General features: G+C 63.5%; 20 protein-coding genes. 5 read left to right on the forward strand and 15 right to left on the reverse strand.

What is annotated here, in order from left to right; all coding sequences use genetic code 11:
- Positions 1-19: 19 nt before the first annotated feature.
- Entirely contained in the window at positions 20-1,075 is a 1,056-nt protein-coding gene (locus tag BLQ92_RS19295) for an aldo/keto reductase (protein WP_090686135.1), read from the reverse strand.
- Positions 1,076-1,330: 255 nt separating this feature from the next.
- Between BLQ92_RS19295 and BLQ92_RS19300 the strand changes: the two genes are divergently transcribed.
- Together BLQ92_RS19300 and pdeR are read left to right on the forward strand one after the other, a co-directional pair.
- Positions 1,331-5,836, forward strand: coding sequence for a DEAD/DEAH box helicase (locus BLQ92_RS19300; protein ID WP_090686136.1), 4,506 nt, complete (start codon positions 1,331-1,333; stop codon positions 5,834-5,836).
- Positions 5,837-6,005: 169 nt separating this feature from the next.
- On the forward strand, positions 6,006-8,009 hold the full coding sequence (gene pdeR / locus BLQ92_RS19305; protein ID WP_090686137.1) for a cyclic di-GMP phosphodiesterase: 2,004 nt from the start codon (positions 6,006-6,008) through the stop codon (positions 8,007-8,009).
- A gap of 12 nt (positions 8,010-8,021) precedes the next feature.
- Here pdeR and BLQ92_RS19310 read toward each other — a convergent pair whose 3' ends face one another.
- Both BLQ92_RS19310 and BLQ92_RS19315 read right to left on the reverse strand, forming a co-directional pair.
- On the reverse strand, positions 8,022-8,900 hold the full coding sequence (locus tag BLQ92_RS19310; RefSeq protein ID WP_090686138.1) for a crotonase/enoyl-CoA hydratase family protein: 879 nt from the start codon (positions 8,898-8,900) through the stop codon (positions 8,022-8,024).
- A 449-nt stretch (positions 8,901-9,349) separates the two neighbouring features.
- On the reverse strand, positions 9,350-10,813 hold the full coding sequence (locus BLQ92_RS19315; protein WP_090686139.1) for a M20 family metallopeptidase: 1,464 nt from the start codon (positions 10,811-10,813) through the stop codon (positions 9,350-9,352).
- A 226-nt stretch (positions 10,814-11,039) separates the two neighbouring features.
- On the opposite strand from BLQ92_RS19315, the gene BLQ92_RS19320 reads away from it, so the two are divergent.
- The 3 genes from BLQ92_RS19320 to BLQ92_RS19330 all read left to right on the forward strand — a co-directional run bounded on the left by BLQ92_RS19320 (position 11,040) and on the right by BLQ92_RS19330 (position 12,661).
- Positions 11,040-11,348: a superinfection immunity protein gene (locus BLQ92_RS19320; protein ID WP_090686140.1), complete on the forward strand. Its 309-nt coding sequence runs from the start codon at positions 11,040-11,042 to the stop codon at positions 11,346-11,348.
- A 204-nt stretch (positions 11,349-11,552) separates the two neighbouring features.
- Positions 11,553-12,185: a LysE family translocator gene (locus BLQ92_RS19325; RefSeq protein WP_090686141.1), complete on the forward strand. Its 633-nt coding sequence runs from the start codon at positions 11,553-11,555 to the stop codon at positions 12,183-12,185.
- Positions 12,186-12,187: 2 nt separating this feature from the next.
- Complete coding sequence (locus tag BLQ92_RS19330; protein ID WP_090686300.1) at positions 12,188-12,661, forward strand: GNAT family N-acetyltransferase; 474 nt, start codon at positions 12,188-12,190, stop codon at positions 12,659-12,661.
- Positions 12,662-12,759: 98 nt separating this feature from the next.
- Here the strand turns inward: BLQ92_RS19330 and BLQ92_RS19335 are convergent, their stop codons facing one another.
- The 12 genes from BLQ92_RS19335 to BLQ92_RS19390 form a co-directional block, all read right to left on the reverse strand.
- Complete coding sequence (locus BLQ92_RS19335) at positions 12,760-13,041, reverse strand: YodC family protein (RefSeq protein ID WP_090686142.1); 282 nt, start codon at positions 13,039-13,041, stop codon at positions 12,760-12,762.
- 467 nt (positions 13,042-13,508) lie between these two features.
- On the reverse strand, positions 13,509-15,005 hold the full coding sequence (locus BLQ92_RS19340) for an MFS transporter (protein ID WP_090686143.1): 1,497 nt from the start codon (positions 15,003-15,005) through the stop codon (positions 13,509-13,511).
- Between the two features lie 31 nt (positions 15,006-15,036).
- On the reverse strand, positions 15,037-15,663 hold the full coding sequence (locus BLQ92_RS19345; RefSeq protein WP_090686144.1) for a TetR/AcrR family transcriptional regulator: 627 nt from the start codon (positions 15,661-15,663) through the stop codon (positions 15,037-15,039).
- A 69-nt stretch (positions 15,664-15,732) separates the two neighbouring features.
- Positions 15,733-16,932, reverse strand: a complete 1,200-nt coding sequence (locus BLQ92_RS19350) for an HlyD/EmrA/EmrK family protein (RefSeq protein WP_090686145.1) — start codon at positions 16,930-16,932, stop codon at positions 15,733-15,735.
- Positions 16,933-18,486, reverse strand: coding sequence for an efflux transporter outer membrane subunit (locus BLQ92_RS19355; RefSeq protein WP_090686146.1), 1,554 nt, complete (start codon positions 18,484-18,486; stop codon positions 16,933-16,935).
- The gene (locus BLQ92_RS19360; RefSeq protein ID WP_090686147.1) at positions 18,486-19,424 is read right to left on the reverse strand and encodes a glycosyltransferase family 2 protein; all 939 of its coding nucleotides are present in this window, start codon (positions 19,422-19,424) and stop codon (positions 18,486-18,488) included. Before BLQ92_RS19360 ends, BLQ92_RS19355 begins: the two co-directional genes overlap by 1 nt.
- A 22-nt stretch (positions 19,425-19,446) precedes the next feature.
- Positions 19,447-21,027 carry a DHA2 family efflux MFS transporter permease subunit gene (locus tag BLQ92_RS19365; protein WP_090686148.1) on the reverse strand — a complete coding sequence of 527 codons (1,581 nt, stop codon included), beginning with the start codon at positions 21,025-21,027 and terminating at the stop codon, positions 19,447-19,449.
- Complete coding sequence (locus BLQ92_RS19370) at positions 21,024-22,370, reverse strand: glycosyltransferase (RefSeq protein WP_090686149.1); 1,347 nt, start codon at positions 22,368-22,370, stop codon at positions 21,024-21,026. The genes BLQ92_RS19365 and BLQ92_RS19370 overlap by 4 nt, the downstream gene beginning before the upstream one ends.
- Before the next feature lie 20 nt (positions 22,371-22,390).
- The gene (locus tag BLQ92_RS19375) at positions 22,391-22,960 is read right to left on the reverse strand and encodes a methyltransferase family protein (protein ID WP_090686150.1); all 570 of its coding nucleotides are present in this window, start codon (positions 22,958-22,960) and stop codon (positions 22,391-22,393) included.
- Positions 22,957-23,874 carry an alpha/beta fold hydrolase gene (locus tag BLQ92_RS19380; RefSeq protein WP_090686151.1) on the reverse strand — a complete coding sequence of 306 codons (918 nt, stop codon included), beginning with the start codon at positions 23,872-23,874 and terminating at the stop codon, positions 22,957-22,959. The genes BLQ92_RS19375 and BLQ92_RS19380 overlap by 4 nt, the downstream gene beginning before the upstream one ends.
- A gap of 399 nt (positions 23,875-24,273) precedes the next feature.
- On the reverse strand, positions 24,274-24,939 hold the full coding sequence (locus BLQ92_RS19385) for an acyl-homoserine-lactone synthase (protein WP_090686152.1): 666 nt from the start codon (positions 24,937-24,939) through the stop codon (positions 24,274-24,276).
- Positions 24,940-25,147: 208 nt separating this feature from the next.
- Entirely contained in the window at positions 25,148-25,597 is a 450-nt protein-coding gene (locus tag BLQ92_RS19390) for a DUF4902 domain-containing protein (protein ID WP_090686153.1), read from the reverse strand.
- Positions 25,598-25,645 lie beyond the last annotated feature (48 nt).

The raw sequence follows: 25,645 nt of genomic DNA on the forward strand, positions 1-25,645 counted from the left end.
GCCTGATACCGCAGGCCGCTTACTTCAACCGGCGCGGGCTGCTTTCCTTCAATTGCGTGCGGCGCGGCTCGCCCTGACGCTCCAGCATCCAGCCCGGATATTCGGACGGCAACACGCTGATCGCATCGAGCTTCGCCAGTTCATCGGCGCTCAATTCCACCTTGGTGGCCGCGATATTGTCATCGAGTTGCTCGACTTTCTTCGCACCGACAATCACCGTCGTCACCGCCCGTTGATGCAGCAACCACGCCAGCGCGATCTGCGCCACCGACACGCCTTTTGCCTCGGCGATACCGCGCATCGTATCGATACAGTCGTAGGCGCGCTCGCGATTCACCGGCGGAAAATCGAAGGTCGTCCGGCGGCTGCCGGCTTCGCCCTGCTGCTCGCGGCCGTACTTGCCGCTTAGCAGGCCGCCAGCCAACGGACTCCAGACCATCAGCCCGAGCCCTTCGCTGTGCAGCATCGGCACCAGCTCGCGCTCCAGATCGCGGCCCGCTAGCGTGTAATACGCCTGCAGCGTCTCGAAGCGCGCCAGGCCCAGCCGCTCCGCAATCCCGAGCGCCTTGACGATCTGCCAGGCGGCCCAGTTCGACACGCCGACGTAGCGCACATGACCTTGCTGGACCAGCGTATCGAGCGCGCGGACCGTTTCTTCGATCGGCGTGGCAGGATCGAAGCCATGGATCTGGTACAGGTCGATGTGATCGAGCTGCAGGCGTTTGAGGCTCGCCTTGATGCCATCCATGATGTGATAACGCGAGGCGCCGCGCGTATTGGGAGATTCCGCCGTCGCGCCGAAAACCTTGGTGGCGACCACCACCTGATCGCGCGGCACCTTGAGGTTTCTCAGCGCAACGCCGGTGATCTGCTCGGACAGACCTTGTGCATAGACGTCGGCGGTATCGATGAAGTTGATGCCGGCGTCGAGCGCCCGTCCGACGAGCCGTTCGGCGTCGGCCTGCTGCAGATCGCCAATCTGCCGCCACATGCCTTCGCCGCCGCCGAAGGTCATCGTACCAAGACAGAGTTCGGAAACAAACAGGCCGGTACGGCCTAGCTGGTTATAACGCATCGTTGTGACTCCGACTGGGTGAGGATCCTGATGAGAATACTGCAGAGGGCAAAATCCAGCAGACGCGGTGCCAACCAGTAACACAAGCCCAAAGCGAACGCCAGGCGCTAAAACGCAGCCGCGGCAATCGCTACCTGGACCACAGCCGGAGAGCAGCAAAAGCTGCCGCTTGGCGACCGCCGTACACCACGTGGCGCGCCCTGCAAAAACCTGCGAGACTTGCTCCTTGGCTTCTCACACGTTGCCCCTCTGGATATGGCCCGTCGCGCCCCCATCTACGCCAGCATGACTCCCGCCTCCTCCCCGAGCGGCGTGCTGGACAGTTTTCATCCCGCGGTGGCCGGCTGGTTCCTGAAAACGTTTCCTGCCCCGACCGACGCCCAGCTCGCCGCATGGCCGTTCATCCGCAGCGGCCGCTCGACGCTGGTCGCCGCCCCCACGGGCTCGGGCAAGACCCTCACGGCGTTTCTGTCGGCGCTCGACGATCTGGTCCAGCAAGGCCTCGCCAACGGCGGCGCGCTGCCGGACGAAACGCTGGTGGTCTATGTTTCGCCGCTCAAGGCGCTGTCGAACGATATACGCCTGAACCTGCAACGGCCGCTGGAAGGGATCGCAGCCGAACTTGCGCAGCGCGGCCTCGCGCCGCTCGAGATCCGCACCGCCGTGCGCACCGGCGACACCACCCAGCAGGAGCGCAATGCGCTGCGCAAGCAGGCGCCGCATATTCTCGTGACGACGCCGGAGTCGCTCTATGTGCTGCTCGGCTCCGACTCGGGGCGCCGCATGCTGGCGACCACCCGCACCGTGATCGTCGACGAAATCCATGCGCTTGCCGGCAGCAAGCGCGGCAGCCACCTCACCCTCAGCCTCGAACGGCTCGACGCGCTGTGCGGCCGGCGCCTGCCGCGCATCGGCCTGTCGGCGACGCAAAAGCCGATCGGCGCGGTCGCGCGTTTTCTGGTGGGCGGCGCGAGCGTGAACAGCGCGGAACCCGCGGACTGCGCGATCGTCGATGTCGGTCATGTGCGCGCTCGCGATCTGGCGCTGGAGATTCCGCCAGTGCCGCTCGAAGCGGTAATGGCCAACGAGGTTTGGGAGCTGGTCTACAACCGGCTCGCCGAACTGATTGCGCAGCACCGCACCACGCTGATCTTCGTCAACACGCGCCGCATGGCCGAGCGGGCCGCGCGTCATCTGACCGAGCGCCTCGGCAAGGAAGCGGTCGCCGCACACCACGGCAGCCTCGCCAAGGAACACCGCTTCGATGCCGAGCAGCGCCTCAAGCGCGGCGACTTGCGCGTGCTGATCGCGACGGCTTCACTGGAACTCGGTATCGATATCGGCGATGTCGATCTGGTTTGCCAGATGGGTTCGCCGCGCGCAATCGCACCGTTCCTGCAACGTGTCGGGCGCTCCGGGCACCACGTGGGTGGAATGCCGAAGGGGCGTCTCTTTCCCGCCTCGCGCGACGACCTGATCGAATGCGCGGCCTTGCTCGATTGCGTGCGCCGCGGCGAGCTCGATGCCCTGCAGATCCCGCGCGCGCCGCTCGACGTGCTAGCCCAGCAGATCGTCGCGGAAATCTCCAGCGCCGAATGGAGCGAGGACGCGCTGTTCGACCTGATGCGGCGTGCCGCCCCCTACGCCGAGCTAACCCGCGAGCAATACGACGCCGTGCTGCGGATGCTTGCCGAAGGCTATACCAGCCGTCATGGCCCGCGCGGCGCGTATCTGCATCGCGACGCGGTGAGCGGTACGCTGCGCGGCCGGCGCGGCGGCAAGCTGGTGGCGGTGACCTCGGGCGGCACGATTCCCGAGAACGCCGACTATGCGGTGATCCTCGAACCGCAGGCCGTGAATATCGGCACGGTCAACGAGGACTTCGCCGTCGAGAGTCTGGCGGGCGACGTGTTTCAGCTCGGCAATGCCTCTTACCGGATCCTGCGCGTAGAAGCCGGCCGGGTGCGAGTGGAAGATGCGCGGGGACAGCCGCCCAATATCCCATTCTGGCTCGGCGAAGCGCCGGGGCGCAGCGATGAACTGTCGTTCGGCGTGGCGCGCTTGCGCTCGCAGATCGAGCGGTTGCTGAGTGACGACGAGCCACAGCCGGAAGAAGCGGCTGTAGCTGCGGAAGTTGCACACGCAACCGTATCCACAGCCGTGGCTGCGCCACGCCGTACCGAGCGGCGTCTCGAACACGCCATCGCCTGGCTCACCACCACGCTCCGCATGGACGAAGCCGCCGCGCGCCAGATCGTCGACTACCTCGCGCGAGCACGCGCCGCCTTGAGCGCGCTACCCACGCAAAACACGCTGGTGATGGAGCGCTTCTTCGACGAATCGGGCGGCACGCAACTGGTGATTCATGCGCCATTCGGCAGCCGCATCAATCGAGCGTGGGGCCTCGCGTTGCGCAAGCGCTTTTGCCGCACCTTCAATTTCGAATTGCAGGCCGCGGCCACCGAGGACGCCATCATCCTTTCGCTGACCGGCAGCCACAGTTTCGCGCTGGACAAGGTCTGGCGCTACCTGCACTCGAACACGGCCGAGCATCTGCTGATCCAGGCCCTGCTCGACGCGCCGCTGTTCGGCGTGCGCTGGCGCTGGAACGCTACCACCTCGCTCGCCCTGCCGCGCTATAGCGGCGGCCGCAAAACCGCACCGCAACTGCAGCGCATGCGCAGCGAAGACCTGCTGGCGGCCGTATTCCCCGACCAGGTGGCGTGCCTCGAGAACATCGTCGGCGAGCGCGAACTGCCGCATCATCCTTTAGTCGATCAGACCATTGACGACTGCCTGCACGAAGCGATGGACACCGAAGGCTGGCTCAGCCTGCTACGCCGGATCGAACAGGGACAGGTGAAACTGGTCACGCGCGAGTTGCCGGCGCCCTCGCCGCTCGCAGCCGAGATCCTCACCGCCAAGCCTTACGCGTATCTCGACGACGCGCCGATCGAAGAGCGCCGCACCCAGGCCGTGCTCAACCGCCGCTGGTCCGATCCCGCCTCTGCGGACGACCTGGGCGCCCTCGATGCCGACGCGATTGCCGGCGTGCGCGAGGAAGCGTGGCCGCAGCCGCGCAACCTCGACGAAATGCACGAGACGCTGACTGGCCTTGCCTGCGTCACCGACGCCGAAGCGCAAAACAACCCGGACTGGCCAGCATGGCTCGCGGCGCTCGCCGAGGCGCGCCGCGCAACCCGCTTACGCACCTCGGCCGGCGCGGCGCTCTGGCTGCCGGCCGAACGCCTGACCTGTCTGCACGCCATCTACCCTGAAGCCTCCTTCGAGCCATCTATCGCCGCCCCCAAGGGCTTTACGGAACCATGGAACGCGGATGAAGCGCTAGTCGACGTGATCCGCGCCCGGCTCACGGGTTTCGGCCCACTACCGGTGGCGTCGATTGCCGGCGCACTGGGCCTGCCGCCAGGCACCGTGGAGCGCGCCCTGAGCGCGCTCGAAGCACAAGGCTACGTGATGCGGGGCCGCTTCACGCCGGGCGCAAACGCAGAAGAATGGTGCGAGCGGCATCTGCTGGCGCGGATTCACCGCTATACCGTGCGGCGCTTGCGGCGGGAAATCGAGCCAGTCGAACGGCACGACTTCATGCGCTTCCTGTTCGAGTGGCAACATCTGACGCCCTCGACACGCGGCGAAGACCGCGACGCGCTCGCGGCCGTGCTGGATCAAATGGCCGGATTCGAGGCCGCCGCTACGGCGTGGGAGGAAGACATCCTGCCCGCCCGCCTCAAGGACTATTCGATCACCTCGCTCGACGAGCTGTGCCGCTCCGGCAAGCTGGTCTGGACGCGCCTCACCGAGCGCACCCGCACCGCCGCCGCCCCGGTGCGCAGCACGCCGATCGTCTTGCTGCCACGGCGCGACATCGGCCTGTGGAGCACGCTGATCGATCAAAGCAAGCCGGCCGAGTTGTCGCCACGGGCCCAAAGCGTCTATGACACGCTGATGAAACACGGCGCGATGTTCTTCGACGAGCTGCTGGGAGACACGCGCCTGCTCGGGATCGAACTGGAAAACGCCTTGGGCGAACTGGTCGCAGCGGGATTGGTGAACTCGGACAGTTTCGCAGGCTTGCGTGCCCTGCTCAAACCCGCCGCGAAGCGCCAGGCCCATCACCACCGGCGGCCACGCGGTGGCGCGCTGATCGGCGGCATGGACGATGCCGGCCGCTGGGCACTGGTACGCCCGCGCAGCACGCTTGCGGTTCAGGTGAGCCCCACACCCACCTCGTCCACCTCGTCCGCGTCACCCGCCACCGCCACAGCCCGCGCCCCGTTGCTTGCACCGGAAGTGCTCGAACACCTGGCGATGACCTTGTTACGCCGCTATGGCGTCGTATTCTGGCGTCTGCTGGCCCGCGAAGCGGAATGGCTGCCGCCCTGGCGCGATCTGCTGCGCGTGCTGCAGCGGCTCGAAGCACGCGGTCTGGTACGCGGCGGGCGCTTCGTCAATGGCCTCGCCGGTGAACAGTTCGCGCTGCCTGAAGCGATCCCGCTGCTGCGCGAAGTACGCCGCCATGCCGACGACGGCGCCCTGGTCTGCGTTGCCGCCACCGATCCATTGAATCTGGTCGGTACGCTGCTCCCGGGCGACAAGGTGCCGGCGGTCGCCGGCAATCGCGTGCTGTATCGGGACGGCGTGGCGGTCGCCACGCTGGTGGCGGGCGAGTTTATTTATCTCACCGATGCCGACGCCGAAACGCGGGAACAGATGCGTCTCAGACTGGCACGGCGGCACTAATATTTAACATTTGTCTAAAGGTTCATAGTACCTTGCCGTTACTACCATACGTGCCGGCTGCCTTGGGTACAATAAAAGTCAGCCTTACATCTGATGTAGACTGTTTGCCACCCGCCAGCTTCGCGGCCCACGCTGGCGGCCCGCAGGCACACCTTGCCCGGGAAATGACATGAACGACGACCAACACGACCAGGTGCTCTATGCCCAGTTCGGCACAAGCAGCCCTTGCTGGCGTCTGTCCAAAGACAGCAACGCGCTGGAGCTGACGCCGGTCACGGGCGACATGCCGGCCAATGCCGCCATCCCCCTGAACCCGCACCAGGCCGCACAGATTCGCTGTCTGACCGGCATTACCTCCCACCTGATTCTCGACGTGCGCCTGCTCGGCGAGCCGTTACGGCTGCACCTGGTCGGCAAGAAACTCACCAGCAACCTATGGGCAGGCACGGCCTCGGCCTATGAAGACACCGAATCGGTGGCACGCGACCTGGTTCACGGTCTGTCGTTCGCCGAACAGGTGGTGTCGGAGGTCAATTCGGTGGTCGTGATCGTCGACCGCAATGGCCGCATCCAGCGTTTCAACCGGCTCGCCGAAGAACTCACCGGCATGAAAGAGGAAGACATTGTCGGCCGCAGTGTCTGGGCGCTCTTTATGTCGTCCGAGGCGGGCGCGGCGTCGAGCCAGAACATCGCCGGTTTCTTTAACCGCGGCGTCTCCTACGAAGTGGAGCGGCTCGTGAGGACCGTGCACGGCGAGCGGCTCTTCCTGTTTCGCAACAAGTTCGTGCAGAGCGGCAGTGGCGTCGACGAGCAGTTCCTGATCTGCTCGGGCACCGACATCACCGAAGAGCGCCGCGCACAAGAGCGGCTGACCGAACTGGCCAACACCGATTCGCTGACCGGCCTCGCCAATCGCAACGCGATTCAGGACAAGATCCGCGCGGCGATCTCAAACGCCGCGGACGATGTGTCGGTCGGCATTCTGTTCCTCGATCTCGACAACTTCAAGAAGGTCAACGACCACTACGGTCATGTGTTCGGCGACCGCCTGATCAAGGACGTCTCCGCCGCCATCAGCACCTGCCTGGACGAAGGCGACACGCTCGCGCGGCTGGGCGGCGACGAATTTATCGTGCTGGCCGCAACCGGCAGCGCCGCCTCGCTGGAAGCCACCGCGCAGCGCATTCTGGAGCGCATGCGCACGCCGTTCAGCCTCGGGCTCGTCGAGGTGTACACCGGCTGCTCGATCGGCATCGCGCTGTCCCCGGAGCACGGCGACAGTCTCGAATCGCTGATCCGTTCGGCCGACACCGCGATGTACGTCGCCAAGGACGAAGGCAAGCGCACGTACCGGGTGTTTTCGCAGGAGATGGACCGCAAGGTTGCCGAGTATATGTGGCTCGACACCAACCTGCGGCGCGGCATCGACGAAGGCCAGTTCACGCTCTACTACCAGCCGAAGCTGTCGATTTCGACCGGCGTTGTGACCGGCGCCGAGGCGCTGATACGCTGGAATTCGCCGGAACGCGGCCAGATCATGCCGACCGAATTCATTCGCTATGCCGAAGAATCGGGGCTGATCGGCCACCTCGGCCGCTGGGTCATGCAGACGGCCGCCCTGCAGGCCGCGCGCTGGAAGGCGGCGGGCTTCAACCTGCGGGTCGCGATCAACGTGTCGGCGCGCCAACTGGTGGATACCGCGGTGGTCCGGCACTTCGCCGAAGCGTTAAAGCAGGCGGGGCTCGACCCATGCCTCGTCGATCTCGAACTCACCGAAAGCTGCCTGATCGAAGATGAAGCCGCCGCGATCGAGTTGATTACGCAGTTCCGGCAACTGGGCGCCCAGGTGCACCTCGACGACTTCGGCACCGGCTATTCGTCGCTCTCGCAACTCGGGCGGATACCGCTCGATGTCATCAAGCTCGATCGCAGCTTCGTGCGCTCGATCAACGAGAATACCAAGGCCCAGGCGCTGGTGCGCTCGATGGTGGCGGTGGCCCAGGAGCTGAATTTCAAGGTGGTGGCTGAAGGGATCGAAACGGAAGCGGAAGAAGCGTTTATGAAGGGGCTCGGGGTGGAGTATGTGCAGGGCTTCCTGTACGGCCAGCCAATGCCGGCCGCTGAGTTCGAACAATGGCTGCGCGAGCGGCAGAAGCTCAGGCTGATCGCCTGAGCTTCGCTCCAGCTAGGCAATGTTTGCGCTAGTCTGGCGCAGGCTGGAGGTGCGGCGGTTCTGCAGCATCACCAGCCGCTCCATGAAGGCCAGATCCTTCTCTTCAATCGTGAACGCGGCCTCCACCCAGTCTTCGGTAATCTCCATCAGTTCGGCGCGCGAGAGCTGCAGCACCCGCTGACGGGCTCGCAGCATGGCGCGAATGCCGTTCATCTTGGGGCGCAGGGTGTCGACAAAGGTACGCGTCGCCACATAGGCCTCACCCGGTTCGAACAACTGGTCGACCAGTCCCTTGCCCGCATACCATTCCGCGGTGTGCGACTCGCCGGTGCCGATCAGCTCTTCCGCGAGGCGCATGCCGGCCTTGCGGGCGACGAGCGAGTATCCGCCCATGCCCGGGAACAGATTGAAGGCGATCTCCGGGAAACCCATGCGCGCGTCGTTCTGCGCGAGCAGAAAGTGATGTGCGAGTGCGGCTTCGAAGCCTCCCCCGAGCGCGGTCCCCTCCACCATCGCAATCGAAATCGCGCCGGTATCGAAGCCGCGTGCCGCGGCATGCACGCAATCGACACAAGCCCGCGCGTACGACATCAAGGCCTGACGCCTGCCGGCGCGGATGGTCTCGGCAAAGAAGTCGAGATCGCCGCCGACGTTGTACATCGCCGGAATCAGCGAGCCCGTCACCCAGAAGTCGATCGGCAAACCTGACTCACGCGCGGCCTGGGCGAGGCCCAGAATATCGTGCACCAGTTCAAGGTTAAAACAGGGACGCGGCTGCGCACGCAACATCATCCACATGATGTTGCGCCCCTCTTCGTAGTAGGCGGAAATCTGCGACAAATTACCCGCTTCGAGGAACGGACGGCAGGCGTGATGGTTGTGAAGATTCATTTTTAGTGGTCCTTTAAGGTTAAACGGCGGTAATGCAAGTCGAGCCTAAAGCAGACCTCAATATGGTGGGAGCGGGTTTGCTAACGGACGAACACAAGTCGTCCTTGCAATCCCTTGGCGGGAGGGGTGCGGAGGAAGTTTCAAACAGAGAGGGGACGTGCACGCGCAAACGATTGCGCACCAGAAGACGTGCAATAGGACGTGCAAAAACCATTGCGTCAATCCGAAAAGTAAATCGGAAAGCGCTCGAATACGGAATTTATTGCCACAGAGGGGAGCGACGGTAATTCTTTACTGTCAGGAAATGTAATGCGCGCGCGACATGGTGTGAGATATGGCGCGAGAGGCGGCGCACTGAAGGCGCCGCGGGAATAACCGCAACGAACGCGTGCAGCGAAGACGCCGCAATCCTGAGCGGTGTCGTTTGCACTGCACGCGGAGCGCTCAAATCACGGCGCCGCGGCGATCACATCGGCCACCGCCGCCGTCAGCTTCTTGCCATAGGGCACATGCAGGAACTCGTTCGGCCCGTGTGCGTTCGACTTCGGCCCAAGTACGCCGCACACCATGAACTGCGAATGCGGGAAGCCTTCCTTCAAGACGTTCATCAACGGGATCGTGCCGCCCTGGCCCATATAGGCGCAGTCCGCACCGTAATGCTGGCGCGACGCGTCGTTCAGCGCCGAGGCGAGCCACGGCGCCAGTTCCGGCGCGCTCCAGCCGGTGGCCGCACCGGCGTCCGGCTTGAAAGTGACCTTGGCGTTATAGGGCGGATCGAACTCGAGCAGCGCTTTCAGTTCCGCGACTGCCTTGACCGCATCGAGCAGCGGCGGCAGGCGCAGCGACAGCTTGAAGGCGGTGCGCGGACGCAGCACATTGCCGGCATCGGCGATGGCCGGCAAACCGGCCGCTCCCGTCACCGAGAGGGACGGACGCCAGGTGGAGTTGAGCAGCGCCTCTTTCGGATCGGTCGTGGTAGGCAGCACCTGGCGGCCGTCCTGGCCGCACGCCCACGGAATCTTCTTCCAGACGTCGTCGCCCAGAATCTGGGCAGTGGCTTCCGCTTCGCGCAGTCGGTCCGCCGGAATCGGCGCATGGAAGCCCTTCGGCAACAGGTTGCCGTTCGAGGCGTCTTCGAGACGGTCGAACAGTTGCCGCATGATGCGGAAGCTCGACGGCGTAATACCGCCATAGCCGCCCGAATGAATGCCTTCGTCGAGCACATGGACTTCGAGGTCGCCAGAGACAAGGCCGCGCAGCGAGGTGGTCAGCCACAACTGGTCGTAGTTGCCGGCGCCGGAATCGAGACAGACCACCAGCCCCACTTTGCCGAGCCGCTCGCGCAGCGCGTCGACATACGGCAGCAGGTCATAGCTGCCCGACTCCTCACAGGTTTCGATCAGCCCGACGCAGCGCGGCCGCTCGATGCCCTGGGCGTCGAGCGCGGCCAAGGCGGTCAGACTCGCGTAGATCGCATAGCCATCGTCCGCGCCGCCGCGGCCGTAGAGCTTGCCGTCTTCCAGCTTGGGCGTCCACGGGCCGAGGTCGTTACGCCAGCCGTCGAACTCGGGCTGCTTGTCGAGGTGGCCATACAGCACGATCGTCTCGGTGCTGCCCGAGCGGGTGGCCGCCGTTTCGAAGAAGATCACCGGGGTGCGGCCCGGCAAGCGGATCACCTCCAGCTTCAGGCCCTTCACGGGCTGTTGCTCGGCCCATTGCGCCGCGTCCGTCACCACCCGGTCGATAAAGCCGTGTTTGACCCAGTCCGCGTCGAAACCCGGGCTCTTGGCGGGCACGGCGATATAGTCGGTGAGCGCCGGCACGATCTCGTCGTTCCACTTGCGATCCACGAACTCGCGTAGCGTGTCGTGGTTGATCTTCCTGGCCTGCTGGGTGGTGTCGTCGGAAATCATATTGGCTGTCCGGTCGGTCGGTCAAAACGTACATGATAGTCCTCTCCGCTGCCGCCCTGAAGTCCCCCATTCGGCCAGGGGTGTGCAAAGCTGCCGGGACGCCGCGTCGCAACATTCCTGAAACTGAGGCCAGGAGCGCGAAAACGTGGGCGCGGCAGGTCCCCTCTGCGCGAATTGCACAATCGCGCGACAATTGGAAGATTGGCACTACGCCGGGAGTCCCGCGATGCTGGGCAGCACAGTTGTTCAAGCGGTGGCTGCGGTCATCGCACTCGGGGTGTACTTCCTGCCGGCGATTCTTGCGGACCGGCGCAAGCGTCACGACCTGTTGACGCTTGCGCTGTTCAACGCCTGCCTCGGCTGGACCGGTTTCGGCTGGCTGGCCGCGTTGTACTGGGCGCTGCAGCCGAACCCGCCGAAAGACGTCGCCACCGAAGTGAACGAAACGCGGCGCGTCGTCAGGATGCGAACCTTTTCGACCATGTTGATTCAACGCGTGCAGAGCCGGACGAGCCGGAATAAAAACGAGCGCTGAGCGCTCGCGCTACCTTTTTGCGCGGCCCACGTCGCCACGGCACCACGTCGCCGCGGCTCCTGGGCTCCTGGGCTCCTGGGCAGCCTCCCTTTATATTTCACCATTTGCCCACCCAGCCGTCCGGCTAATTGCCCGCTTTTCGCCACGCATGAAATAATCGACCGGTCCGATCAACCGACGCATTACTCTCACTGGAGCCCTGCAATGCCTGAACTCAGCAAGTTGCTGACCTTTGGTCTCGTCGCGCTCGGCATGGCGCTCACGCCCGGCCCGAACATGCTGTACCTCGTCTCGCGCTCGATCTGCCAGGGGCGTACCGCGGGCCTGATTTCGCTTGGCGGTGTGGCGCTCGGCTTCGTGTTCTATATGTTCAGTGCTGCGCTCGGCATCACGGCCCTGCTGCTGGCCGTGCCGTTTGCGTATGACGCGCTGCGCTTCGGCGGCGCAATGTATATGCTCTGGCTCGCGTGGCAAGCCATCAAACCGGGTGGGCGCTCGCCGTTTCAGGTGCGCGACCTGCCGGCCGACAGCCCGCGCAAGCTGTTTGCCATGGGCTTCGTCACCAACCTGCTGAACCCCAAAATCGCCGTGCTGTATCTCTCGCTGCTGCCGCAGTTCATCGATCCGCAACAGGGCCACGTGCTGGAGCAATCGCTGGTGCTGGGTTCGGTGCAGATTGCGTTTAGCCTGACGATCAATTCGCTGGTGGCGATGATGGCCGGCTCGATCGCGGTGTTTCTCGCGCGGCGTCCCGGATGGATTCTGGTCCAACGCTGGTTGATGGGAACCGTGCTTGCCGGCCTCGCGGTGCGCATGGCAACGGAAGCCCGGCGGTGATCATGCTGCACACCCGGCCTCTCAATGCCGGCGATCTCGATCTGATCTGCCGCCACCGCTATGAAATGTTCCGTGAGGCAGGACGCGACGCCGCCCTGCTCGACCAGATGACGCCGGCGTTCCGCACGTGGCTGCAACCGCGGCTCGCCGATGGCTCGTACTTCGGCTTTATCACGCTGGACGGCGACACGCCGGTGGCGGGGATTGGGCTAATGGAAATCGACTGGCCGCCGCATCCGCTGCACCCGGAGCAGGACCGGCGCGGCTACGTGCTGAATGTCTACGTGGAGCCGAGCCACCGGCAGCGCGGCATTGCACGCGCTTTGATGGACCGCTCGGAGGCGGCGTTTAGCGAACGGGGTCTGCCGTATGCGATTTTGCACGCCACGCAGATGGGGCGCCCGCTTTACGAGGGACTTGGCTGGGCCTCGACCACGGAAATGGCCAAGGCCGTAGGTAAGCCACTGGCAGCCTGAGTGCAGGGCGACGCGAATCAGGGCAAGCGAGAGCGACCGCGGGGAACGTCGGGCACCCTCAAGGCAGCCTCAGTTGCCCGAGGGCAACTGAGCGCGAATCAGCCGTGGTGCGCGACGCGTCCGAAGCTGCCCAGTTTCACGGAGCCTGCCGGAATGGAGCGCGGTTCGAGCTGGACCCGCTCCTGCTCGAACATCTCCTGGCGCAATTCGCCCTGGTCGTCGAACCACTGGCAAACCACCCAATCACCTGTAGTGAGTGCAACGGGACCCGCATAGGTGACCGTCATGCGCGGGCCGCCCGATTTGAGCGTAACGACGTCGCCGACATGCAGCGGCACGATTGACGGTGTATCGAATGCGTCGAGAGTAGCGGTCAGCATATCAATCCCCGATACGAAAGCAGTGAACTGTTTTAACCCATGGTCTCAGCCAGGCGGCTGGCGAAATATTTAAAAAGTTTGCCAAGATTAACAATTGAAATTCTCGCCCGCAAGTGATTTTTAACGATACCGTATTTACACTGACGGGAATTTGATTTCGATCATCGGCTCTGCGAATGAAACAATGATCGGGTAGCTAAATCCTATTCAGCAAACTCCGCCTCCCCCGCCAGGCGGGTCTGAGAGCGGGAACAAACTACGTGTCCCCGAACGCTGCAGCCGTAAAATGTGCTGAGTCGGATTCCTCAGACATTGGTATTTTCGTTTCAGGTACGAAACGATTTTTATCCGATCAATTATTGCGAAAATCACCCATAAACCAATCACCCATCCATGAATATCACCAATGGAGGGCGCATCGCATTAAGACGGTGCAGTGAAATATTCCTGTGGTTGCAATTGTCACCTTAATGGTGAATAGCGAGTCGCTGATGGCGCACGAGTAGTGCACTCAGGCCGATACACACCAGCATCAACAACGCATTGATGCCGAGGCTGTACTGGAAGGCATGCGCGTACGCATCCGGTGTCGCCCGGCCGCCCAGCACGCCGAAGAACGCGCCGCTGATGGCCGCAGTACCGAACGCCGAGCCGATCTGCAGGGTCGACGTGACCACGCCCGAAGCCAGCCCCGCCTTCTGCGGCACGACTTCCGCGAGCACGGTGCGCATGATCGACGGCAGCAGCAAGCCATGGCCGACACCGGCGCACACCAGCCCGCAATAGAACAGCAGATCCGGCGCGGCAGCATGGGTGGCCGACCAGCCGGTTACCGTAAAGCCGACGGTCATCATCGAAAACCCAAGCGTCAGCACATGGCCACCCATGCGCCGCACCACCGCGGGCGAGGTCAGCGGCCCGACCACGAAGCCGATCGCAAACGGCATGATGGCGAGGCCCGAGGCAAGCGGTGTCCAGTGCAAACCGGTCTGCAGGAAGATGCCGTAGGTCAGAAAGAAGGCGCTGTTGCAGTAGAACAGAAAGGCCAGCACGAGGCCCAGCGCGAACGCCGGATTGCGGAACAATTGCAGGTCGACAAGCGGATGACCGCCGCGACGCTCGGCTCGCCGCTCCGTGGCGACGAAGAGCGCGAAGGCCGGCACGCTCAGCGCAAACATCACAAAGGTCCAGGCAGGCCAGCCGGCCTCGCGGCCGTGGGTCATCGGATAGATCACAAGCAGCAGCAATAGCGACAGCAAACCGACACCCTTCAGGTCCACGCCGGTACGCACGGCGGGCTGGTTTTCCGGCACGAATTTCCAGGTGCCGATAAACGCGAGGATGCCGACCGGAATGTTGATCAGGAAGATGGCGCGCCAGTCGAGACCGAACGGCCGGTAGGTAATCAGTGCGCCGCCGCCGAGTTGTCCGGCAATGGAGGCGAGCCCGAACACGAATCCGTAGAAGCTCATCACGCGGGTTTGTTGTGCGAGCGGCACCACCGCACGAATGGTGGCCAGCACCTGCGGCGCCATCACGGCGGCGGCCATGCCTTGGACGATCCGCGCGATCACCAGCATGTGCCCGCCCGGCGCAAAACCGCACAAGGCCGACGCCACCACGAAGCCCGCCATGCCGGTCATAAACATGCGGCGGCGCCCGAACAGGTCGCCCAGCCGGCCGCCGGTGATCAAGAGCACGGCATACGCGGACGCATACGCCGAGACGATTAGCTGCAACTGCGCATCCGTGGCGCCGAGCCCGGTATGGATCGCCGGCAGCGCCAGATTGACAATGAAGTAATCGAGCGGCGCGAGAAACGCACCGACGAACAACACAGCGAGCGCGAGCCCCTGACGCTCGAAGCGCGGAGCTGCTTCGGCCACGTCGCCGGCGCCAGGTGCGGCACTCGCCCGCGGCACGGCAAACGCCACTGGCGTAGATTTCATGCATTCGCTATTCATGACTGATCGTTCAATAATTAGGTAAAAAAATTTACACGAGCGCGCGCATCGCTACGTCGACGATTGCTGTTAGCTCTTGCTCGTCGTGCGCGACCCGGCCGAGTACACGTAGCCCCTGGATGATGCACAGCAGAAAATTGCTGACGGCCTTTTCGTCGAGTGTGGAGTTGAAGTCGCCGCTCGCCTGGCCGCGAATCACGGCGGCGGCGAGCAGCGTTGCCATGCGGCGCTGGATCGCGGCAATGCGGGTGCGCAGCGCCTCGTCGTCTGTCTGCATTTCCAGCGTGGTGTTTGTAATCAGGCAACTGCGCTGCGGCGCAAGCGCCGACGACACCTTGGTGTAATGCAGAATCGCGTTGCGCAGCGCTTCCTGAGGCGGCAACGGCGCGTTTAGGCGCTCGGCGAGGCGAGCAATCGAGCCGTCCGCGTAATGATCGAGCGCTGCCAGCATGATGCCGTGCTTGTCGCCGAAGACGCCGTAAAGACTGCCGCGCAATAGACCGGTGGCCTTGCAGAGGTCGTCGATCGAGGTGGCGTGGTAGCCGTGGCGCCAGAACACTTCGCTGGCATGTGCCAGCACCGTGGCCGTGTCGAATTCGCGCGGGCGCCCGCGGGCGCTCGTAGTGCGGGTCTTCTTCGAGGTGGTGGCTTGGCTCATGGGAATGGATATTATGACTATCCATTCAACAAATCAAGCCTACTGGGGGTGGGGTTTCTGGCTCCCCCATTACAACCCCACATTCTCCCGAATAACCCTCGCAATCACCTTCTCCGCCTCCCCTGCCCCCTTCTCATACACCCGCGTATTCTGCTGCGGCGCCGGCGTATCCTTGCCGATCAGTTGTCCCGTGCGCACATGCGTATCCACCGACACCTGCATCGACAACCCCAAACGCAGCGGATGCGCATTCAAATCGTCCGGGTCAAGCGAGATCACAATCGGCACGCGCTGCACCACCTTGATCCAGTTACCGGCCGCGTTCTGCGAAGGCAGCATCGAAAAAGCGCTGCCCGTCCCTGCCGAGAAGCCCTCCACCCGGCCGCGATACACCACCTGCGAGCCATACACGTCCGAGACAATCCGCACCGGCTGACCGACCCGCATATGGCGGATCTGCCCTTCCTTGAAATTGGCCTCAACCCACAGCCGCTCCAGCGGAATAATCGACATCAACGGCACGCCCGGCCCAACCTGCTGCCCCATCTGCACCGAGCGCTGCCCCACCGTGCCGTCGACCGGCGAGACGATCGTCGAGCGCTGCAGATTGCGAAACGCGAGCCGCAGTTGCGCCGCTGCCTGCTGCACGGAAGGATTCGCCTCGACCGCTTGCCCACTGCCGAGCGCGCGCGCCGCGTCCAGTTGCGATTGGGCCGAAGCGAGATTGGCCTCGGCCACCGCCACGGTTTCACGGGCACGCGCCAGTTCTTCCGGGGCAACGATCTCGATTGGCGAGTGATCGCGCGCCGCCAGCACCTGCTGCGCCAGCGCCAGCTCCGCGCGGCGCGCCTTGATCGCCTCCACATATAAGCCGCGCGAGAGGTTCGCGTTGGCCACCTGCCGCACCGCCAGCGCGAGTTGCGCCTGCGCCTGGGTGTAAGCGACGCTTGCCTCGGTATCGTCGAGCTTCACCAGCGCTTGCCCAACCTTCACGCGCTGTGTGTTGTCGACGAGGATATCCGTGACGGTGCCGGGAATCTGCGCGGCGATCTGTACGATATTGCCGGCGACGTAGGCATCGTCGGTCTCCTCGTAGAAGCGCGCATTGAAGAACCACCAGCCAATCGCGACCAGCGCCACCACGGCGGCCACGCCCAGAAAGACGGCGAGCCGGCGGCGCCGCGTCGCACGCCGCGCATCCTGATCATGCCGCAGCGCGGCAGCCTGGGACTGGCCAGCCCGGTCTATATCGTTCTTGTCGTTGTACATTCAGTCGAAGTGCGTATCCGTGATCCGGCCGTGTGAAGGAAAGGCAGCCTGAAAATGGGAAATCGGCGGCCCCGCAATTTTCTGCTCGTCAAAGCCCCCGCCTAGCGCGGCGACCAGTTGAACCTGCAACATCCGGCGCTGCGTCTCCAGCTCCACCTGCTCGGCGCGCTCGTCAAGCAGTGTCAGGTCGGCCAGCATCACGTCCTTTTGCATGACGAGGCCGCGCTGATGGCGCTGGTCGGCAACCGCGACGATGCGCGTGGCGGCGTCGACCGCCTGCGCCTGCTGTTGCACCAGTTTGTCGACGGTGCGCAACGACGTCAGCCGTTGCGCCACTTCGCCTAGCGCCTGCTCGATGGCCTTGTTGTACAGGCTGAGCGCCACATCGACGCTGGCAAAATCGCCACCCAGTTTGGCACGCAGGCGGCTGCGGTCGAAGATCGGCAGTGAGATCGCCGGACCGACCGAGCCGGTCAGCGCCTGGTGGGTAAACAGTGATGCAGGAGTCAGTGCCGTTAAGCCAGCGAAGGCCACCAGATTCACATCCGGGTAGAACTGTGCGCGCGTCGAGTCGACGTTCGCCACCGCGGCCTCGGCGCGCAAGCGGGCGGCGACGATATCCGGGCGCCGCCCCAGCAGATCGACCGGCAACCGAGCCGGCAGTCCCGCTGCGTCAAGGTCCGCGAGGTCAGCCAGCTGCGGCCGGCGGATCGTGAGTCCGCGTTCCGCGCCGCGACCGCTCAGCACCCCTAGCTGCAACTGCGTGAGCTTGATGCGTTCGTCGTTGAGTTCCATCTGCGCGACGAGGCGGTTTTGCTTGAGCACGGCGTCCGCTGCGTCGTACGCGTTGTCGAGGCCACGCGCGAACCGCTCGCGCAGCACGTCGTTCACAAATTCGCTTGCATGCTGCTTTTCCTGCAGGTTGTCCTGCAAGGCGTAGGCCTGATCCAGTTCGAAATACAGCGTGACGATTGCGACCGTCAGCGAGAGCCGCGCCTGCTCCGCATCCACTCGCGCGGCATCGCGCTCGGACAATAGCCCACGCGTCATGGCGGCATTCTTGCCCCACAGGTCGAACTGATAGCTCAGCCCTGCAAACAGGGCTGACGGTGACGCTGTCGGATCGCTAAAGAGTTGCACGGGAATCGTCTCGCCCGCCACCGACACATTCGCCGCGTTCGGCGGCTGCGGCAAGCGCGCCTTGGTGACGGTCGCCCCTGCGGTGCCCGTGAGTCCCGTCAGCGACGCGAACTGTTCAAGCTGCGACTGCGCGACGCCGATCCGCGCCTTCGCGATCTGCATGTCCGGATTTTGCTGCAGCGCCTCGCCAACCAGTTCGTCCAGTTGCGGATCGCGATACTGCGCGACCCACTCGGGCGTGGGCCACGTCCCGTTTGTCTGGGTACCGGTTGTCTTCGCAAGCGCATCTGCCGCGGGCGTCAACGGTTTCACGTTGGCGTGCAAGCCGGCATCGTCGACGCAGCCGGCAAGTGTCAGCGCGACCAGCAGCACCAGCGCTTGCCCCAGCCACTGTTTAAGAAGAACGTTGTTCATTAGCACTGCGTCCTATGTGCGAAGCGCTCCGCAAGCGCCGGACGCGTGCGCTCCAATGGACCAAGGCGACCGAACAGGCCATCCGACATGCCGAGCAGAATTCCGTTGAGCTTGGCGAGTTTGTCCTTTTCAAGCAACAGCACCTGCACGATCTGCCACAGCGTCAGCAGATTCGGCACGATGGCGACCGGAAAACGCATGCCGTACTGCAGCCCGATCTGCATGGCATTGCGTGCGCTGTAGTAGCGCCGATACCAGGGATGATTGGTCGCCGTCATATGGAACGGCCCAAGCTGATGGCGGCGCCGTTCACCAATCTTGTGCGAGAGGATCAACGACGGTATGACATACAGCGGAACGTTGCACGCCAAGGCCCGCAGGCAGTATTCCGTATCCACATGATCGATAAAGAGCGGTTCGTCGAAGCGGCCGAGCGTCTCGAACGCCTGGCGCGAAATCACGCAACCGGATGAGATCAGAAAGGCGCAGCGTTGCGGCACGGCCCCCTCGTGCAGCTTCAGACGCTGCACCGTAAGGCCGTCCGTGCTCAATTCAGGCAGGAAGCGCTGATCGTTTTCGTCAAAGATACGCGGGCCGGCGAGGAAGGAACCCGTGCCGAGCGCGATGCACGCGGCACGCATAACGGGAAAATAACCGCCGGGCACCACGGAGTCCTGATCGAACAAGGCGACGGCATCCACCCCCTGCTCGAACTGGCTGGCAAGTCCGCAATTGAGCGCACCGGCAATGCCATTGCGATTACCGTTATGCAGCAGCGTAATGCCGCAGGCCTGAAGACGCGCCGCGACAGCGAGATCCGGCTGCGGCGAGTTGTCGACTACCGTCAGGCTATCGCAGCGCTCACGCAGAGCGACAACCCGCGCCAGTTCTTCGGCCGTCGGATGAAACAGAACCACCAGGGCGCCAAGGGTTGTCATCGCAGTTCGCTCCATCATAGGCTCAGTGACCCAGCGTCGCGGCGGCGCCGCGTCTCGGCCGGGTCAACCACATCATGGCGGCCAGCACGATACAGGTGAGGCTCGCCATCAAGAACATGTCGCCGGTTGCCATCATGTAGGCCTGCTGTTGCACGATCTGATGCAGCGTGGTGAATTCGCGCGTACCCTGGATACCCATACCGTGCAGCGCTTGCACGAAACGCTGGGTATTGGCCGACGCATGAGTCACCGACTGCGCAACGATGTCGTAGTGGTAACTGGCGCGGTTGTCCCACAAGGTCACGCTCATCGCGGTGCCGAACGCCGCCGATAGCGTGCGCAGGAAGTTCGACAGGCTGGAGGCGGCCGCGAGCTTCTCGTCCGGCACGCGCGAGAGCGTGGCGGCCGTCAGTGGAATAAAGAAGCATGGCAGGCCGATGCCCTGAATCAAGCCCGGCGTAATGATTTGCGTAAAGGTCATCGTCAAGGTGAAATGCGCATCCCACCACAGCACGCCGGCAAACACGAGAAAGCCGAAGGTTGCCAGCACCCGCGCGTCGAAGCGCGCCGAGAATAGCCCCACCAGAATCGAGAAGACCAGCGCCAGAATGCCCAGTGGGGCGGTGGCGAGCCCCGCGTGGTAGGCGGTATAGCCCATCACCGCCTGCAGCCAGAGTGGAAAGATCACGCCGACCACCGAGAAGCTCATCATGCCGAGCGAGATGATCAATACGCAGAACGAAAAGGTTCGATCCTTGAAGAGGCTCAGATCGACCACCGGATGCGTTTCGCCCGCCTCCCAGATCAGCAGCGAGCCGATCGCGAGCACCGCGACGATGGCCAGCGCGAGGATCAGCGACGAATCGAACCAGCCCGCATCGTGGCCCAGATCGAGCATGGCCTGCAACGAGCCGACGCCCACCACCAACAGCGCGATACCGACCAGATCGATCGGCTCCGGTTTCGTTCGACGTCCGGTTGGCCGCAACAGCGCAGTGCAGACCGCAAACGAAAACAGGCCGATCGGCAGGTTAATCAGGAATATCCACGGCCACGAGAAATTGTCGATGATCCAGCCCCCGACCACCGGCCCGAAGATCGGCGCCAACAGAACCGTCATCGCCCATAACGCGAGTGCGACAACGCGCTTCTCGGGCGGGAAAGTGCGCAGCAGGATCGTCTGCGAGAGCGGCACCATCGGCCCGGAGAAGAGCCCCTGCAGGGTACGGCACACGACCAGCAGGTGGAAATCGCCGGCGATGCCGCACAGTAGCGAAGTCAGCGTAAACAGGATCACGGCAGTGACAAACAGGCGTGTCTCGCCTACCCGCCTCGACAGCCAGCCGGTCAGCGGCACGGCAATGGCTGCCGCGACCGAATAGGAACTGATAACCCACGTGCCCTGGCTGTTCGATACACCGAGGCCGCCCGAGATCGCCGGGACCGCGACGTTGGTGACGGTCGAATCCAGCACCTCGATAAAAGTCGCCAGCGACAAGGCGAAGGTCAGCAGCGCGAGCCTGGCGCCGCGCATGGAAGGCGGCGCCCCGCTCTCGCCCGGCCCGGTGGCGATGGCTTGCGCCGGGGTAGACGAAGCGCTCATGCGCCTTGCACCTGATACGCTTCTGACCACGCGCGCTCCACCTGCCCAGGCGCGCAGGCCGACGCAGCGGGTCGCTGGACGAAACGCTCGATATATGCCGCGGCCACCTCACAGCCGTCCGCGGCAACGCCGAGGCGCTCCTGGATGCGGCCGCACTGAAGCGCCATCGATGGGTTGCTCAACACCTTGTCGATGGCACGCGCCAGCGTCCAGCCGTTGACGGGCGCATCGACGCGCATGCCGCAACCGCTGTCGGCCACGCGCTGCGCGTTATCGAACTGGTCATGGGCAAACGGCGTGACGATCTGTGCAACCCCTGCGGCATAGGCGAGCGCCGCCGTGCCGATGCCGCCGTGATGCACCAGCGCACGGCAGCGCGGCAGCAAGGTCCCCATGGGCACATAACGGCGTTTGAGCAGCGCGCCGTGCACAACGGGCGTTGCATCGCTCGCGCCCCCAGGCGTTCCCAACCCCGCCGCATCCGGCGTGAGCAGAATCCCACGCAGCCCGCTCAGGCGCAGTGCCTCCTGCACCGCATGTGTGTAGGTTGCCTGATCGATCAGTGTCGAGCCCGCTGTAAAGACCAGCGGACGCTCGCCCGCAGCGAGAAAAGCTTCGAGTTCGGGGTCGGGCGGCAACCCGCCGAGATCGTTGAACAGCGGAAAGCCGCTTAGCAGATGCGGCTTCGGCCAGTCGGGCTGCGGCGGCGCAAACCAGTCGGGAAAGAGACACAAGATGCCGTCGGTCGAATGCAACCAGTCGCCCATGATGCGTCGCACCGGCTCAAGGCCGAGTTCGCCGCGCAACGCGTTTAGCGCCGGGCCGCACACTTTGTCGAGCACATGATGCTCCACGAGGCTCAGCAAGCCGGCCTTCAAGGCGAGCGGCAAGCGTCGCGGGATCGTCAGCCGCTTATGGGTAGGCGGCGCGTGGGCCGATAACAAGGTCGACGGCGACACCTGCACCGAGACCAACGGAACCCCGTGGACCTCCTGCATCAGCCGTGCCGAAAACGCCCATAGCGTGCCCACCAGCACCGTATCGGCGTCGGCGAGCGAGGCGAGCGTATCGAAATGCGTGCGCAAGGTCGGAGCAATCACGTTCCACAAAGTTCGAAACGAGGTGCGCGGATTCCATAGTGCCGGGTCGGCCATCGCCGTCGCATAGGCTTCATGCGTGCCGATCGGGACGAACTCGAAGCCGCGCTGCTCGACCAGCTCCGCAAACGGTACATGCGTGCAAAAGATGATCCGATGCCCGCGCGCCGCCAGCGCCGCGCCGATGCCGATCAGCGGATGCACGTCGCCGGCAGAGCCGATCGCGGTAATGATGAGTTTGGCCATGACTGTATGTCCGGCGCGCGTCAGTAGAGACCGGGAATCAGCGCGGCCACGTCCCGGCGGTACTGCGTATAGGCAGCGCCAAAGTAACGCGTCAACCAGCTTTCCTCGACCCGCACCTTATAGGCGAGCGACGCAAAAATCAGCAACAGGCCAGCCACACAGCGCCACTCTCCGCCGATCAGCACGGCTCCGGCAAGCGCCAGCAGGCAACCCGTATAGATAGGATGCCGCACCAGCCGGTACGGGCCGCTGCGCACCAGCTCGTGGCCCTCCTTGAGCGTGACCGAGACGCTCCAGTTGGTGCCGAGATGCAGACGCGCCCAGACCGAAAACGCGAGACCGGCAAGCAGGACGCCGATACCCGCGAACTGCGCCACCTGCAGTTGCTGCCAGTCAGGTGCCCACGCGCTGGCAGTCAGGTCCGGCACGATGATCAGCGCGCCGCCGACAATCAGCGGAATCGACTGCAGGGTACGAGAATTCGACGTCTCTCGTTGTGCGGTCTGCTTGACCCGCTTCGAGGTGGCAATCCAATAGATCAGCCACAGCGTCCACGGAATCACAATGGCAATGCTTTGAACGATATTCACGGTAGCGCAACCTGTTCTGAATGAGTGACAACGGCCCGCTCGGCCGCAACGCGCAACGGTGCGAACGCCTCGCTCGCCACCCCGCAGGCCGCTTCGCCGAGGAAATCGAAGATCGCCGTGCGCACCTGCCGCAACTGATGACGCCCCTCCAGATCGAGAAAGTGACCGGCCTGCTCGATGGTGGCGAATTCGGCGCGGGCAAGATGCATCGCCAGCGTCCGCACATCGTCGGGTGTGGTGTACTCATCCAGCTCGCCATTGATGAACTTCAGCTCGCAGCGGATGTTGCGGAATTCGTGCAGGTAATGCTCCGGACGAATCGCCAGAATCTGGTCGACGTGGAACGCCACCTGCTCCTGTTCCTGGCGCGGCAGCGTCGACAGATACCGGTAGTTGTAGAGCTTCATGATCCGGGGCAGATGACGGCCGACGGTATCGTTAAGCAGCTGTGCGGCTTTGAGGTTTTCGCCCGCAGCAATGTAATCGCGCGCGCAGCTCACGTAGCCGGTCATGGCCGCGTTGAGCAGCGGCGAGAACGACGCGATCACCGCTCGCCGCACGCTGGTTTGCCTGCGCGAGAGCGCCAGCAGCGAGGCCACCCCGCCCCACGACACCGAAAGCAGGAAAGCCGGTTCGAAGACGCCGATCAGGTGCAACAGAATGTCGACTTCATCGTCCTTGGTCAGGACGAAATCGCCTACGTTAAAAGCTTTCGATTGCCCCGCATAAGGTAAATCGAAACAGATCGCGTTATAGCGTTCGCCTAGATATTTGATTGTCTGCCCAAACGACGCGGTAGTCGCTAATGCGCCGTTGATCAGAATGACGGTTTCGAAAGCCGGATTGAATACGTGATGCTCGAGGTAGACCTTCCGGCCTGTCGGGAGCGGAACAACCTGTTTTTCGATGGGCATGGGCGTATCCCGTACACCTGCCTGAGCAGATGCGCACTGATACCGCGCCCGTCTGAGCGGACGCTTTGGGGCCGTACAACCATTGGATCGGGCCCATGCCACCTGCCCCCCCCCGGGGCAGATGCGATCCATGACGGCCACCGCGCCATCGCGGCCCGCATCACACAGTCTGCGATGCGAACCCCCAGTTGCACGTCACGCCAACAAGGCAGGCGACGCCAATCGGGTATTCGATGCCTCGTTTATTCTCTTTATATGTGTGCACTCATAAAGTGCAAAAGCTATGTGCGTCCAGGACACACAGCCGAGCAAAGTGTCGCGTTCGGGTGTGATACTAATATGTCGATACGGAAGAATTCAAGATTTTTCAAAAAAATCGAATGCGACCGTTACGGATTTTTACGATGCCTGCCGCATCGCCATTTGACGCGCACGCTGCGGCCGCAGGCATCCAGCCGGTTCACCGGCCTCATCACACGCGAGTTCGATATCGAGCGCCGCAAGAGTCTGACTGTCGATATCGATCCAGCAGGCAACCACCATCCGGCCGTCGATACATTGTGCTTGTCCGGCCCGGTGCGCGTGCACGTCGACACGGCGAAACAGCCGCTCCATGCTCAGGTAGGTGACGCCAATGATTTGCCGCGCGCCGAGTTGTGCTGCACAGCGCACGACCGACGCCAGCATCGGCCGAAACGCCCGGCTGAGCGGCTCGCCCTCGGGCTGTCCAGCCGCCAGTGGACTTGCCGCGAAGCGCGACAGTTCCCAGACCTCCGGCGATTCGGGCGCGTCCATTCCCTGCGCAAGCAGAAAGGGAAACAGCTCTTTGAGAAGATACGGCCGGGTGGTCGGCAGCAGCCTCGCACAGCCGCAAATCGAACCGGCTTCGTCACGTCCGACCACATAGACCGTATCGTCGCGGTCGTACTGGTCGCGCTCGTAGCAGTTATCCGCCATCGGTAGCTGCCAGCCGAGCTGCTTGACGAAGATCTCGTGCCGATACTGAGCAAGCGCGTCGCCCACCCCGTCGGGCAACCGTCCATCGTCGTGAATGTCAGTCCGCATGATGCCCCCGGGGTCTCTTTTTATCGAGCGAATTAGAGCCCGTGGAAAAGCACGCGGTAACTGACAGAGTTGACAGGGCTTTATGACAAAAAATTTTCGGCCGCTGAAATGCTTTACCGAAAAACGAATTTACGATTGCAAAGCGCGGCCCTTTTGCTTATAAATAAACAGCAGGATATTCGTAACCGATGCATGGCTGCCGCGGCACTTAGTGACGGTAAACAGGGGGGAAAACCTCCTGCTGTATACCTGTGTGCGGCGCAACGGTGGCTGCCACTGTATGCGACCAGTTCAAACGGATGAGCCGGCGTATGAGCGCTTGCGCGGTGCATACCATTCCCAGATCGGTACCTGAGCGATCGACGCCCATGAGGTTGCTTCTCACGTCGCCCCAGGCGATCAAGAACGCACCTGACGTGCGTTCGATATACCAATCCCAAGCAACTGAGAAGTGAGATGTCAGGGGGTGAATTGCGCCCTGCCATTCCGTGTAACCGGCATTAAACGCTTCAATAGCATCCGCGCGCAGATCGGCCAACAACTCCGCGTCGAGTCCCGACGACACATGCGCCAGCGTCAGGCGGCTCAACATGGCCTCGGGAACACGGATATAGCCGTCGGACGATGGGAGATGGAAACGCAGCGCAGAAAGTTTCATCGGGCCTGTGTCTTTGGCGGAATCGGACGGGCTTTTGTCGATAAAAGG

This window comes from Paraburkholderia phenazinium (assembly GCF_900100735.1).
GTDB lineage: Bacteria > Pseudomonadota > Gammaproteobacteria > Burkholderiales > Burkholderiaceae > Paraburkholderia > Paraburkholderia phenazinia.